This is a genomic window from Klebsiella sp. K4 (assembly GCF_014596785.2).
GTDB classification, from domain to species: domain Bacteria; phylum Pseudomonadota; class Gammaproteobacteria; order Enterobacterales; family Enterobacteriaceae; genus Klebsiella; species Klebsiella pneumoniae.
In genome coordinates this window covers 3,248,811-3,261,973 of the sequence record NZ_CP115021.1, presented here as the reverse complement: position 1 = coordinate 3,261,973, position 13,163 = coordinate 3,248,811, and the positions used below count along the sequence as shown (strand labels likewise).

Annotated in this window: 15 protein-coding genes; 7 read left to right on the top strand and 8 right to left on the bottom strand. The window is 58.8% G+C overall.

The window, feature by feature from the left end:
- Window positions 1-107: 107 nt before the first annotated feature.
- Complete coding sequence (locus tag IB144_RS16370; RefSeq protein ID WP_032439862.1) at window positions 108-998, top strand: LysR substrate-binding domain-containing protein; 891 nt, start codon at window positions 108-110, stop codon at window positions 996-998.
- Window positions 999-1,004: 6 nt separating this feature from the next.
- On the opposite strand, the gene IB144_RS16365 is transcribed toward IB144_RS16370, so the two are convergent.
- Together IB144_RS16365 and IB144_RS16360 are read right to left on the bottom strand one after the other, a co-directional pair.
- Window positions 1,005-2,789 (bottom strand): sensor domain-containing diguanylate cyclase, encoded by a 1,785-nt coding sequence (locus IB144_RS16365; protein ID WP_019705575.1) that lies wholly within the window; start codon window positions 2,787-2,789, stop codon window positions 1,005-1,007.
- A 73-nt stretch (window positions 2,790-2,862) separates the two neighbouring features.
- Complete coding sequence (locus tag IB144_RS16360; RefSeq protein WP_032419083.1) at window positions 2,863-4,071, bottom strand: HD domain-containing phosphohydrolase; 1,209 nt, start codon at window positions 4,069-4,071, stop codon at window positions 2,863-2,865.
- Window positions 4,072-4,373: 302 nt separating this feature from the next.
- On the opposite strand from IB144_RS16360, the gene fraE reads away from it, so the two are divergent.
- The 4 genes from fraE to IB144_RS16340 all read left to right on the top strand — a co-directional run bounded on the left by fraE (window position 4,374) and on the right by IB144_RS16340 (window position 8,115).
- Window positions 4,374-5,417, top strand: coding sequence for a fructose-asparagine asparaginase (gene fraE, locus IB144_RS16355; protein ID WP_004179363.1), 1,044 nt, complete (start codon window positions 4,374-4,376; stop codon window positions 5,415-5,417).
- Between the two features lie 661 nt (window positions 5,418-6,078).
- Window positions 6,079-6,993, top strand: a complete 915-nt coding sequence (lpxP, locus tag IB144_RS16350) for a kdo(2)-lipid IV(A) palmitoleoyltransferase (RefSeq protein ID WP_008807690.1) — start codon at window positions 6,079-6,081, stop codon at window positions 6,991-6,993.
- Between the two features lie 89 nt (window positions 6,994-7,082).
- Window positions 7,083-7,721, top strand: a complete 639-nt coding sequence (leuE, locus tag IB144_RS16345) for a leucine efflux protein LeuE (protein WP_004150783.1) — start codon at window positions 7,083-7,085, stop codon at window positions 7,719-7,721.
- Window positions 7,722-7,851: 130 nt separating this feature from the next.
- Window positions 7,852-8,115, top strand: coding sequence for a DUF2534 family protein (locus IB144_RS16340; RefSeq protein ID WP_004140489.1), 264 nt, complete (start codon window positions 7,852-7,854; stop codon window positions 8,113-8,115).
- A gap of 59 nt (window positions 8,116-8,174) precedes the next feature.
- Here IB144_RS16340 and IB144_RS16335 read toward each other — a convergent pair whose 3' ends face one another.
- From IB144_RS16335 to IB144_RS16325, 3 genes are all read right to left on the bottom strand, one after another.
- Entirely contained in the window at window positions 8,175-8,300 is a 126-nt protein-coding gene (locus tag IB144_RS16335; protein ID WP_004140488.1) for a hypothetical protein, read from the bottom strand.
- A 191-nt stretch (window positions 8,301-8,491) separates the two neighbouring features.
- A complete protein-coding gene (locus IB144_RS16330) occupies window positions 8,492-8,593 on the bottom strand; it encodes a YoaK family small membrane protein (RefSeq protein WP_004150782.1) in 102 nt (33 codons plus the stop codon).
- A 57-nt stretch (window positions 8,594-8,650) separates the two neighbouring features.
- Window positions 8,651-9,664: a sensor domain-containing diguanylate cyclase gene (locus IB144_RS16325; protein ID WP_004176549.1), complete on the bottom strand. Its 1,014-nt coding sequence runs from the start codon at window positions 9,662-9,664 to the stop codon at window positions 8,651-8,653.
- Between the two features lie 300 nt (window positions 9,665-9,964).
- Between IB144_RS16325 and IB144_RS16320 the strand changes: the two genes are divergently transcribed.
- Entirely contained in the window at window positions 9,965-10,204 is a 240-nt protein-coding gene (locus IB144_RS16320) for a DUF333 domain-containing protein (protein ID WP_004176548.1), read from the top strand.
- Here IB144_RS16320 and IB144_RS16315 read toward each other — a convergent pair.
- Window positions 10,194-10,532, bottom strand: coding sequence for a DUF488 family protein (locus IB144_RS16315; protein WP_014343000.1), 339 nt, complete (start codon window positions 10,530-10,532; stop codon window positions 10,194-10,196). The genes IB144_RS16320 and IB144_RS16315 overlap by 11 nt on opposite strands.
- A gap of 4 nt (window positions 10,533-10,536) precedes the next feature.
- Window positions 10,537-11,046, bottom strand: coding sequence for a DUF523 domain-containing protein (locus tag IB144_RS16310; RefSeq protein WP_004176547.1), 510 nt, complete (start codon window positions 11,044-11,046; stop codon window positions 10,537-10,539).
- A gap of 145 nt (window positions 11,047-11,191) precedes the next feature.
- Between IB144_RS16310 and IB144_RS16305 the strand changes: the two genes are divergently transcribed.
- On the top strand, window positions 11,192-11,884 hold the full coding sequence (locus tag IB144_RS16305) for a CTP synthase (RefSeq protein ID WP_046654414.1): 693 nt from the start codon (window positions 11,192-11,194) through the stop codon (window positions 11,882-11,884).
- 31 nt (window positions 11,885-11,915) lie between these two features.
- Here the strand turns inward: IB144_RS16305 and IB144_RS16300 are convergent, their stop codons facing one another.
- Window positions 11,916-13,091: a CynX/NimT family MFS transporter gene (locus tag IB144_RS16300; RefSeq protein WP_020324105.1), complete on the bottom strand. Its 1,176-nt coding sequence runs from the start codon at window positions 13,089-13,091 to the stop codon at window positions 11,916-11,918.
- Window positions 13,092-13,163 lie beyond the last annotated feature (72 nt).

Sequence of the window (13,163 nt, the reverse complement as noted above, 5' to 3'; positions counted from 1 at the left end):
GCGTATCGATGCGCACAGTATGCTTCGCAGGCTAATGGTTATCAATTGCATCATTTATGCTTTATTGATAAGCTTTTTCTTATCAATTTGTAGGGAGGAGTCCGACCATGTCCTTGCGAGCGTTACGCCATTTTGTGGTCGTTGCCGAAGAGTTGCATATGCACCGGGCGGCGGAGCGGTTACATATCGCCCAGCCCGCCCTCAGTCAGCAGATTAAGCAGCTTGAGCAGCGCCTGGGCGTGGTGCTCTTTTCCCGCGCCAACCGCCGTCTGACTCTGACCGCCGCGGGCGAGGCCTTTTTACACAAGACGCGGCTGGCGCTGGAAATGGCCGATCAGGCGGTGCTGGACGCCCAGCGCACCGCGCGGGGCGAGCAGGGGAGGCTGCATTTGGGGTATGTCTCCAGCGCGATGTACGACAGTAAACTGCCGGGGCTCCTGCGCCGGCTGCGCGCCGACTGGCCGGGGATTGAGCTGTCGCTGGTGCAGGGGGATGTGCAAATGCTCTACGAAGCGCTGTTGGATCTGCGTCTGGATATCGCCATCATCCGCGCGCCGCTGGCCTCGCCGCCGGACGCGCTGGTGGTCAGGCCGTTTGTACGTGAAAAGCTCTGCCTGGCCCTCTATCAACAGCATCCGCTGGCCGGCGTGGGCGCGCTTAATCTGGCCTCATTGCGCACTGACAACTGGATCTCGCTTGACGATCCGCAGGGCACCGGACTGGAGCAGGTTTTTATGGATGCCTGTCGCATCGCGGGCTTTACGCCGCAGGTGGCGCAGCGGATTAACGACGTTACCTCGATGATTAGCCTGGTCTCCGCCGGGGTGGGAGTGGCGTTGGTTCCGCTCTCGGCGCGGGCCTTACGCCTTGATAACGTGGTGTATATCGATCTCCAGGATCGGCTGGCGGAGAGTGAGCTGAGCATGGTTTACCACCGCCATATTCGTTCGGCGGTGGTAAGGAAAGTTATCTCGCTGCTTAATACCGCTGAGCGATAGTCCTGGTTAGCTGGTCTTCAGGCGGCCAAAGCTGACAATCCTTGAGCGGCCCAGCTCTTTCGCCCGGTACAGCGCGGCATCCGCCGCGCGCAGCAGACTATCGCTTTGGGTGTGCTGCGGGTAGCTGGCGATGCCAATCGACACATCCACCTGGCCTATCTCGGTCAGACCATCGCGCAGCGTCATATTGCGCACCTGGGTGTAGATCTCGCTGGCGCACTGGTGCGCCCCAGCTTCGTCAATCCCGGGGAGCAGCACTAAAAACTCCTCGCCCCCGTAGCGGAAAGCCATGCCGATATCGCGCACCGCGCGCTGCACAATGGTCGCAACGCTCTTAATCACCAGATCCCCAGCCTCATGGCCATAGCGATCATTGATGGTTTTAAAATGATCGATGTCGATCATCAGACAGCTCAGCGGAGTATGGGTATGGACCGCCAGCGCCATCTGCGAATGCAGCGCTTCGTCAAGATGATGGCGGTTACGCAGGCCGGTCAGGGAATCGAACAGCGCTTTTTCCAGCAGGGCGCTGCGCAAACGCTGATTGGCCAGCGCCAGGCCCAACGCTTCCGCCATCAGCTCGAGATAGGCCCGGGAAGGAGCGTCACCGGCGGTAACGTTCTGGAAGGTCAGCAGGCCAATGGCTTCGCCCTGGGCGATGAGCGGTACGCAGAGCGACTGGCCGGCGTGCGTCTCCGGCAGATGATAGCAGGTGATATCGGGCTCGCCCTGCACCGGCGGATGGCTGAGTCCCCGCCGTATCGCCCAGCAGTCGTCGGGAGAAAAGGGCGTCGTCTCACCGGCGGGTGACAGCCACTGCGCTACGCAGCGCATCTGCCAGGGGTCGGTATCCAGAACATACAGTTTACCGGGGATCGTCGGGGCGATATTCGGCGCAAACCGCTCCGCCACCTTAATCACATCCTCAATGGTTTCACAGCCCTGCAGCCGCTGAGTCATACGCGCCAGCAGCTCGCGGATCGCCCAGTCGGCGTCGCGCTGCTGCTCCAGCCGCTGACGGGCCAGGCCGTTCTCGCGAAAAATGCGGATCGCCTGGGCCATGTCACCAATCTCATCCACCTGGGTAAAGTGCGGCGTCTCCACCGCATAATCCTGGGAGGCGAGACGCTGGACCACGTCGCTCAGGCGAACCACCGGGTAGAGCACCCGGCGTTTGAGAATGAAGCCGAGGACGAACAAAAACATCAGGGCGGTCAGGCCGACCATGATTTCCGACAGCGTACGCCAGATCCGCGAGCGCTCGGTGGCCTGGTCGATAGCGACGGCGGCGCGATGCTCAAGCATCTGGCGGAAGCGATCGATCTGCGTCTGCATGCGCTCCAGTTCAGTCTCGTACGCGGTGCCGTACAGCACCGCGATGGCCGCTGGCGCATCGCCGCGAGCGACATGCGCCAGGGCCGCCTGCTGTTCATCCTGTAGCTCATTGGCGATCCGCAGGCCATCCTGGAGCAGCGCCAGCTCCTCGCGGCTGGCGCCGTTATCTTTCAGGCCGCCCAGCCGCTGCTCTATGCTCTTGTCGGTCTGCTGCAGCTGCTGATATTGCGTAAGCGTCTCCGGCGAAGGCTTTATCACGTACAGCCGGGCGAGGTCAGACAGCGCCCAGGCGTCGTTTTCCACCTCGTCGGAGAGGGTATCAAAGACCTGGCGCTGCTGTACCGCCTGGCGTTCGACGCGGTCGGCGCTGGAGGCCATGAGCATAGCGCTCCCGGAAGCCAGCGTCAGGCCAACGGTGATCCCGTAAGCCCAGTTAGTGATGGTGGCGATTCTCACCGTGAATTTCCTTGCATGCAGATGAAGCTGTTTTGATTATAGAACTCCGCCCCCGCCACGACGGCGGCCCGCTTCAGAGGCGGCGCTCGCTATGCAGAGGGGCAAGGGTCTGAAGAATGATGGCGTGTAGCGTTTCCGCATGGTGGCGCAAAACGAGGAAGACATCGCTATCCAGAGCGCCATTTATAACATCCGCTTCCATAATCTGTAAGGCTTCCTGCCAGGCCATCCCTTTACGATAAGGGCGATCTTCGGTCAGCGCGGTGAAAATATCGGCGATGGAGATAATCCGGTCGGCGAGGGTCAGGTGCTCCTTTTCGAGATGCAGAGGGTAGCCGCTGCCGTCCATTTTTTCATGATGATTCGAGGCCCAGTTAATGATGTCGCCGAGCTCGCTATAGTCGCTGAGAAGTTCGCCGGTCATGTAGCTGTGCTCCCGCACCTGACTCAGCTCCTCATCATCCAGCTCGCCCTCTTTTTCGAGAATGGAGAGTGGGATATAGACCTTGCCAATATCGTGTAGATAGCCGGCTATCTGTATTTGCTGGCAGGTGGGCTCCGGCAGCTGCATCCAGCGGGCAAGCTGGCGGGCGATTTCCCCCACCATGATGCTATGGGTGGCGGTAAAGCTGCTGTAGGTGTCGACGATTTTGGCAATCAGCAGGCAGACATCCTTCAGACCGTGAATATCCAGATAGCGCGTGTTGATGGGGCCAATAATCTCCAGCAGCCGCTGAATATGGCCGGGGTGAAGGTGCTGCCAGAAGTTCGCATTTTCAGCGACCTCGCACAGGATATCGCAGAGCGGCGGATCGATCTCCCGATGCAAAGCGACGAACTGTTCCACCACCGCCCGCGTGGGCCAGGCGGCAACGTGGCTATCGGCCGGCAGCAGCCGTTCAAAGGCATCAGCGAAATAGACAATGTGCTGTTCGCGGGAGCCCCGGTGGTTCGGGCTAAAATGGTGATCGCGAATAAAGGGAACGATGGGCTGGAAGGTCGCTAATCCCTCCAGCATCGCCACACCCTGGCGCTGATGCGGGTCGTGGATATTATCGATAGCATCCAGCGAATGAATGGTGCGTTTATCCCCCAGCACGCCGATATCGTGCAGCAGCGCGGCGCAAAAAATGGTCTGCTGCCGTTCGTCAGGCAGTCTCAGCCTTTGCGCCAGCGTCAGGGCGATTAAGGCCGTTCGTTGCATATGCCGGTGCAGTTCAGGGTTAATGATCTGGATGACTCTGGTGGTCAGCATCAGGGCCGACTTCAGGGCAATACGCATCTCTGTTCTCCGTTCGCGTGACCTGGCGGGCAAAAATGCTCTCGCCGGTGACGGAAGTGTCGATAATCTGATCGCAATGCGTGTTGTGTGTTGCTGAACAGGTAAATCCGCAGAATGTTTTGGTTCATAGCTCTGCCCGTTTCAGATCCAGTGGTGCACCAGAGTTGGGCGATATCGTCCTAAGAACCTTATTATTGTCTGATAGTTAACCATTTCCCCCCCAGAAAAGAAATGAATTCTGGCAAGCCCTTTGCATTAAGCAAGCGTAAGTTTGATTAATGTCTATGAAGGGAGTGACCTGTATGAATTTTAGAGCATTACTTGCCATTGCGTTATTGACGATGAGCAGCCTGGCGTTTAGCGAGACGCGTCTTCCGCATATTGTTATTTTAGCCACCGGCGGAACGATTGCTGGTTCGGCGGCCAGCAATACCCAAACAACCGGCTATAAAGCCGGGGCGCTTGGGGTGCAGACGCTGATTAACGCCGTGCCGGAAATGAGTAAAATCGCTCACGTCGAGGGCGAGCAGGTGGCGAATATTGGCAGTGAGAATATGACCAGCGATATTATTCTCCAGCTCTCGAAGCGGGTAAATGCGCTATTGGCCCGGGACGATGTCGATGGCGTGGTGATCACCCATGGCACGGACACGCTGGATGAAACCCCGTATTTCCTCAATCTGACGGTGAAAAGCAACAAGCCGGTGGTCTTTACCGCGGCGATGCGCCCGGCGACGGCGATCAGCGCCGACGGGCCGATGAACCTGCTGGAAGCGGTCACGGTCGCCGCCGATCCTGATGCCCGGGGACGCGGGGTTATGGTGGTGCTTAACGACCGCATCGGCGCGGCGCGCTTTGTCACCAAAACTAATGCCACTTCGCTGGATACCTTCCGGGCGCCCGAGGAGGGCTATCTTGGTGTCGTGGTGGGCGGAAAACCCCAGTTCGAGACGCGGGTGGATAAAATTCACACGCTGCGCTCGGTGTTCGATGTGCGTCAGCTGAAGGTTCTGCCGAAGGTGGTGATTATTTATGGTTACCAGGACGATCCGGAGTATATGTACGATGCGGCGATCGCCCATCATGCCGACGGTATTATCTACGCCGGAACCGGGGCGGGGTCGGTGTCGGTACGTAGCGCCGCCGGTATCAAAAAAGCGCAGCAGGCGGGCATCGTGGTGGTGCGAGCCTCCCGTACCGGCAGCGGCGTCGTACCGCCGGATGACAGCCAGCCCGGGCTGGTGGCCGACTCCCTCAACCCGGCAAAAGCGCGTATACTGCTGATGACCGCGCTGACGCAGACTAAAGATCCGCAGCTGATTCAGCAATATTTCCATACCTACTGATCCTCTGCGGCGAGGGCGTTTTTCACACCCTCGCCGTGCTTTCTTCTCAATGACCTGGCTTCCATGCAAATCGATGGCGGATGATTGCCCATCATTCACTCCACCTGTGTTTCCCACGAGGCGTAAAAAAATATTTTTTATTGTCCGGCGGGCACAGTATTTCAATGCACCGCGCTTATTTTAAAAGCAGGTTTAAATAAGTCTATTCTTAATTGTTGTCTTAAAGTCGTTTTAATCTTTTTTATGCTGACGGATTAAAAAAGATGCATTTCGCAGTGGGACGCGTTTAATACTCGCTTTGACAGACTACGATGCATCCCAACGCGGTCAGACCGCCGATCGCGCGGCTCAGCGGACGCCTGCCACCGGCGGCCAGGGCCGCACTGCGGCAGCTTTCGGTTGTTTTCGTTAGTAACGCTGATGATTAGCGTGAAAATGATATGCATGATGAATATATTAAGCGTGGTTCAAGATTTAAGTTTACATTTAGTAACATATGTGCCGCAATTATGTTTTTTTGTCAGCTTGCTGTTTTTTACTTGCCGGAGGGAATTTCAGCGGATTAGTATTGTCGAACTTGCTGTACGTACCGCCTAATGATGATAAATGGATTCTGTTTTCCTTAAGCGTTACCACATAATTAATGTTTACAGGAAAAATCATGGCCTGCGTATTTAATAAACAACTTTTACACCCGCGTAACTGGCTGACCTGGTTCGGGCTCGGCATCCTCTGGTTAATCGTGCAACTGCCTTATCCGCTGCTGCATTTTATCGGCACCAGCGCTGGTCGCCTTTCCCGTCGCTTTCTTAAACGCCGCGAACATATCGCCCGGCGTAATATCGAACTCTGCTTCCCGGACATGTCGCCAGCGGCGCGCGAGACGCTGATCGATCAAAACTTTATGTCGCTGGGAATGGGGCTTATCGAAACCGGCATGGCCTGGTTCTGGAGCGACGAGCGGGTCAAAAAATGGTTTGATGTCGAGGGGTTCGCCAACCTTAATCACGCGCTTAGCGGTGGGAAAGGGGTAATGGTCGTCGGCGTGCACTTTATGTCGCTGGAGCTGGGCGGGCGCGCGATGGGGCTGTGTCGGCCAATGATGGCCACCTACCGGCCGCACAACAGCCCGCTGATGGAGTGGGTGCAAACCCGCGGTCGCCTGCGTTCGAACAAAGCGATGATCGATCGCAACAATCTGACCGGTCTGGTGCATGCCTTGAAATCCGGTGAAGCGGTGTGGTTCGCGCCCGATCAGGATTACGGTCCTAAGGGCAGCGTGTTTGCGCCGTTTTTCTCCGTCCCACAGGCGGCGACCACCAACGGCACCTATGTTCTGTCTCGTTTATCGGGTGCGAAAATGCTGAGTATCAGTATGGTGCGCAAGCTGGATCGCCAGGGCTACAGCCTGCATATTAGCGAAGTAATGAATGATTATCCGGGTGAAGATAAGCAGATCGCTGCCGGCTATATCAACAAGGTGATCGAGCGCGAGATTTTGCGTGCCCCCGAGCAGTATCTGTGGGTGCACCGTCGTTTTAAAACCCGCCCGCTGGGTGAACCTTCCGTCTATTAACCTTCCCGCACAGGCTGCGCTTTCAAAATCCCGACAGTTGGGGTAACGTGAGCCGGATCATGTTTTAGTCGTGCGCGAAGGAGTGCAGAGTGTTCGCTGAGTTTGGTGTTCTGAATTATTTAACCTATCTGGTCGGGGCGGTGTTTATCATCCTCGTTCCTGGCCCTAATACGTTTTTCGTGCTGAAAACGGGCATTGCCCACGGGGTGAAGAAAGGCTATCTGGCGGCGGCGGGCGTCTTTATTGGCGACGCAGTGCTGATGTTTCTGGCCTTCGCCGGGGTGGCGACGCTGATTAAAACCACGCCGGTGTTGTTTAACGTCGTGCGCTACCTCGGGGCAATTTACCTGCTGTGGCTCGGGGGCAAAATGCTCTATGCGGTGCTGACCCAGCGCGACGGCCAGTCCGACGCCAGCGCGGAGCCGGCGAGCGCGATCCTCAAGCGCTCCCTGACCCTGAGCCTGACCAATCCGAAAGCGATTCTGTTCTATGTGTCGTTTTTCGTGCAGTTTATCGATGTCAACGCCAAAACCCCCGGCGTGGCGTTCTTTATCCTGGCGCTGACCCTCGAGGTGATTAGCTTCTGCTATATGAGCTTTTTGATCCTCTCCGGCTCGTTTGTCACCCGCTACGTCAAAACCCGCAAGAAGCTGGCTAAACTTGGCAACAGCCTGATTGGTCTGGTTTTCGTCGGGTTCGCCGCGCGCCTGGCTACCCTGCAGTCCTGATCCCCACGGGCCGGTTACCCGCTGACCGGCCCGCCGTCTCTTATTCTGCCCTGTAACAAAAACCCTTCATTTTTTATTGCATTGGTGTTACATATACAGCCGTTTATCGCTCAGCAAAAAGGAAGCCCCGATGATTCTGCAAAAACTCCTCAGCAATAAAAACTGCAAAAAATACTGTCTGTCGCTCGCGGTGGTGTTTGCTATCGCGCTGGCGGTAGTGGGGCGGGCGACCTTCGGGGGCGTGGTGAGCGAGTACAATATGCCGTACTCAGAGTGGACGACGTCCATGTTCTTCCTGCAGGGGGCGATGGTGACGGTTTACAGCATTGTCTTTACCGCGCTCTTCGCTATCCCCCTCGGCTTTATTTTCCTCGGCGCCGATCGTCAGGATTAAGCGTCAACGGGCGAACCGCGGTTCGCCCTGTCTTATCGGCTTATCAACAGCGTGAAGCATTAGTCGTCGTCATGATAGTGATGATGGTGGTGGTGGCGATGGGGATGATATCCATCGTCAATAATGCATCCCGATAACAGCGTGCACAGCGCAATAATCAACGGTAACACGATCGGTTTTTTCATCCTTACTTCTCCCGCTATTCTTATTCCCCGGGGCCGAGAATGCCGCGGCGGATAACGTGAGTGTAAAGGGTTAACTTATTGATGGGATAGGATAACTCCGCAATATCGCCGCGGCGATCACCACCAGCCAAACTGGGTGCCGGCCACCGCCACGATGGCGACGACCAGCATGATAATGGTGCTTTTTTTCATTATGCCCCACCCGGCGCCGCATAGCCGCCGACAAAAAACCAGCCGAGAAAGACGACGGCGATGATAAAGATCGCCACCGGGAAAAGAATACCCAATTTCATGATTGTGTCCCTGTGCCCACGAATGATGCCCTGCATGATACTGGATATCGCGGTACTTTAGTCAATATGAATGAAATTCTCCTGGCGGCGGGACTTCTTATCCTGGTACATCGCCTCATCGGCAGCGCGTAAGGCCGCTTCAACATCGATACTCTGCGGATCGCAGGTGACCACCCCGAAGCTGGCGCCCTCATAGTCGATACGCTGTTCGCCGAGGAAGTAGACGCCGCACAGAGCCTGACGCAGGGACGTGACATACGCCTGCTGTGCGGCAGGCTGCTGGGCGCTACCGACGATCAAAAACTCATCGCCGCCAAGGCGGCCAACGATATCTTCCCGGCGCGCGACAGCGGTGAGTCGTTTGCCGACCTGCACCAGAAAGCTGTCGCCGCACGGATGGCCGAACCGATCGTTAATGGCTTTGAAACCATCGAGATCGATAAAAATAAGCGAGACCTGCTGCTGCTGGGCGCGGGCGGAGGCAAAGCGTAACGCCAGCTGCTTAAACAGCGCGCGGCGATTGGGAAGCTGGGTGAGCTCATCGGTAGACGAGTGCAGCTCCAGCGCGACGTTTGCCGCCTGCAGCTGTTGCACCAGGGTGTCTTTTTCCACGTAGTGGGAAATGAGCTTCGCGAACAGGCCCATGACCTGTTCGCCTTCGAGGTTATAAGGCTGTTGTTGCCGGCTGGTGGCGCAGAGGGTGCCGAACAGAGAGCCGTCGGCCAGGCGGACGGGAATGCTTAAAAAAGTAGCGATTCCCAGCTCCTGGGCGGCGATGCAGGAGTGCCAGCGGTTGGCAACGTCATTGCTAAACGTACACTGATCCTCAAGGGCGCGTTTGCACAGGGATTCATCCCAGGGGACGGAAAATCCTTCCGGGATCTGCATTTCGCTGCTGTTGTGGGCGAACATGATCTGCTGCCGCTGGGCGTTGGTATCAATGCGGGTGAGGTAGGTGGACTCCATTCGCGTCACCGCCTCCAGCATCTCCAGTAGCTGACGCACCAGGGTTTCCAGGGACTGTTCCGCAGCGAGGGTTTGCGACACCCGGGCAAGAATAAAATCTGACATGAATAATACAGCTCCAGCACGCCAAACGTCACCCCAGCATAATGGGCTGCAAACGGACATCAGCGTCGAATAAACAGTGATATTTTTAAATTTATCACATCTGTCTGGGGAATACTTGTCCACGCGGTGGGAAAAAAAGCCCCGTCGGGGGCGACGGGGAAAAACTCATTGATTATGGAATGATCTGTTCTCTGGTCAGTTCGAGAACAGGGCTACTCTACGGGGGAAAAGTGCAGGCAAGATGGAGAAAACGTGGAGATTCAGGCTAAAATCCCCGGGCATTCAGGAAAGGGAGGAACAATGAAAAAGCTACTGGCTATTCTGCCACTGGTATTAGCCGGCTGTGCCCAGCCGCAGCCCACTGCGCCGACGAAAACCATCGGCATGCCCAACCCCGCGGCGGTATACTGTCAGCAATCCGGCGGCACCCGGGTGCCGGTGCAAACGCCGCAGGGCGTCAGCACCCAGTGCAAACTACCCAGCGGCGAAACCCTCGACGAGTGGGCGCTGTGGCGCCGGGATCATCCGGCTAAATCGTAACCGGCAGGGCCGCCAGCCAGGCGGCCAGCACCCGGGCATGATTCTGCTCGGTGTTCTTCGCAGCGTACAGCAGCGTCAGCGGCTGGCGTTGCGCCAGCGCCGCCAGCCGCAGGCCCGTTTCGCGATGGGCGTCGAGCTCCTGACGATAGCGCTGGCTGAAGTGGGCGAAATCGATCGCCTCGCCGTGAAAGGCTTTGCGCAGCTCAGCGGAAGGCGTTAACTCCTTACACCACTCATCACAGGCCAGCGCCTCTTTTTTAATCCCCCGCGGCCAGAGACGGTCGACCAGCACCCGATAGCCGTCGCTGCTTTCCTGCGGGTCATACACCCGTTTACACTGAATCATCATCCTGCTCCTTCTGTGCCATCCAGGCGAGCAACTGCGGGATTTGCCCGTCGGAAAATACCGTGATGCCGTGGGCGCGGAGTAGGTCGGCGGCCACGCCGGCGCCCGCTTTGCGCCGTCCGCGAAAGGAACCGTCATAGACAAACTGGCTGCCGCAGGTAGGGCTGCCGTCGGTGAGTAACGCTGCCTGACAGCCCGCTTCCCGGGCGGCGCTGAGCGCCAGCCAGGCGGCCAGCTGATAATGTCCGGTGACGTCGCGGCCGTCGCTTTCCACGATCCGCGCCCGTCCGGCAAGCACATCGCCGCCGGTGCCGCCGAGGATCTCCGCCGGCAGTCGGGGCGTAGGCAGACCGGCCGCCAGCTCCGGGCAGTGGATCACCAGCCGCCCCGCCTGCTGCCAGCGGGACAGCGTCGCCGCCAGCTGTGCCTTCTCGCTACCGTTATACCGCACCTGGAATCCCATCAGGCAGGCGCTGACCAAAAGCTTATTTTTCATTCTCTCTCCCTTACGCGCTTTTTCCAGTATACCTCACCCGTCGGCCACGGCGGTGGGGTGAAAATAAGGATTGTGTTCCACAGGCGGGATCGCTATTCTGACGTGCCTTGTGCTGTCCGTCTCGTCCAGACATAAGGAACCTGCTATGAAAACTCCTTTACGCCTCGCCCTTGTCGGCGATTATCACCCCGATATTGTTGCCCATCAGGCCATTCCCCTGGCGATAGACGATGCCGCCGCCGTGCTGGAGCAGCCGGTGAAATATGACTGGCTCGCCACCCCGTCGATCGCCTCCGGCGAGGCGCTGGCCGAGTACGATGCCGTCTGGGTCGTTCCCGGCAGCCCGTATCGTCACCCGGAAGGCGCGTTTACCGCGATCCGCTATGCCCGGGAAAACAGCATTCCTTTCCTCGGCACCTGCGGCGGCTTTCAGCACGCGGTGATTGAATACGCCCGTAACGTGCTCGGCTGGCAGGACGCCGGACATGCGGAAACCGACAGCGAAGGGCGGATGGTGATCGCTCCCCTCAGCTGCTCGCTGGTGGAGACCTCTGCCGTCGTCGAGCTGCGGGCGAATACGCTGATTGCCCGCGCCTATGGCCGGGAGAGCATTGAAGAGGGCTACCACTGCCGGTACGGCGTGAGCAGCGCGTTTGCGGCGGAGCTGGAGCAGGGCGATCTGCGCGTCACCGGCTGGGATGAAGAGGGTGAGATCCGCGCCGTCGAGCTGGTGACGCACCCGTTTTTTGTCGCCACCTTGTTCCAGCATGAGCGTCACGCGCTGGACGGGCGTCCCGCGCCGCTGGTGCAGGCGTTTCTCCGCGCCGCGGCACAATAATTCCACCGGCAGCGGGCGCTGCCGGTCATCTTCAGGGGTGAATTTCCCGGTCACGTCCGGCGAGCGCGCCGCAGACCGCCATCACCAGCGAAATCAGCGCCACCGCCAGCAGCGGAATATGCCAGTCGCCATTGGCATCATGGATCCTGCCCATCAGCGGCGGCCCGCAGGCGGCCAGCAGATAGCCGACGCTCTGCGCCATCCCTGACAGCGCCGCGGCCTGATGCGCCGAGCTGGCGCGCAGGCCGATAAACGTCAGGCCGAGGATCATGGTGGCTCCGGAGCCAAAGCCGAACAGCAGCGTCCAGCCGATCGCCAGCTCAGGCAACAGCCACAGCCCGGCGGCGCTGATGGCGCACATCAGGGCGACCAGCACCGCGATCCCGCGCTGGTCGCGCAGCCGATGCAGGATCAGCGGTATCGCCAGGCCGGGCGCGGCGGTCGCCAGCTGCAGCAGGCCATGCAGCGAGCCGGCCTGCGCTTCGCTATAGCCCATACTCTGCAGAATCGACGGCAGCCAGCCGATAATCACGTAATAGACCAGCGAGTTGATGCCGAGGAACAGCGTCACCTGCCAGGCCAGCGCCGACCGCCAGATCCCCCGGTTATGCATAGCGCCTGAGCCGGTCAATGGCGTCTCCGCCCGGCGCCGGGACTGCGGCAGCCAGCTGAGGAGCGCCAGTAGCGGGAAGACCATCAGCAGCAGCAGCGCCCCGCGCCAGCCGAATCCGGCCATCGCCACGGGGACCACCAGCGCCGAACCAAGCGCCGCCGCGCCGCCCATCGTCAGGGAATAGGCGCCGGTCATCCGCGCGACATGCTGCGAGAAATCCCGTTTAATCAGCCCGGGCAGCAGCACGTTACCCAGCGCAATGCCGCAGCCGATCACCGCCGTGCCGATAAACAGCAGCGCAGCGGAGGGCAGGGAGCGCAGGGCAATGCCGGCGCAGATCAGCAGCATCGCCAGCAGCAGACTGCGTTCCATGCCGAACCGGCGGGCAACCCCTGCCGCCAGCGGCGAGACAAGGCCAAAGGCCAGCAGCGGCAGGGTAGTGAGCAGCCCGGTCTGCGCGGTGGTCAGGCCATAGTCGCTACGAATCGCGTCCAGCAGCGGCGCCGCGCCGGTAAAGACCACGCGCAGGGTGGTGGCGATGAGCAGGATACCGGCAATCAGCAGCGCGGGGCGGCGGCCGGTAGAGGAGATCACAGAAGACATATCATTCTCAAAGTAACTAACGAGGGGGGTTACGATAGCGGCTTTGTCCCTCGTTTAAATCAA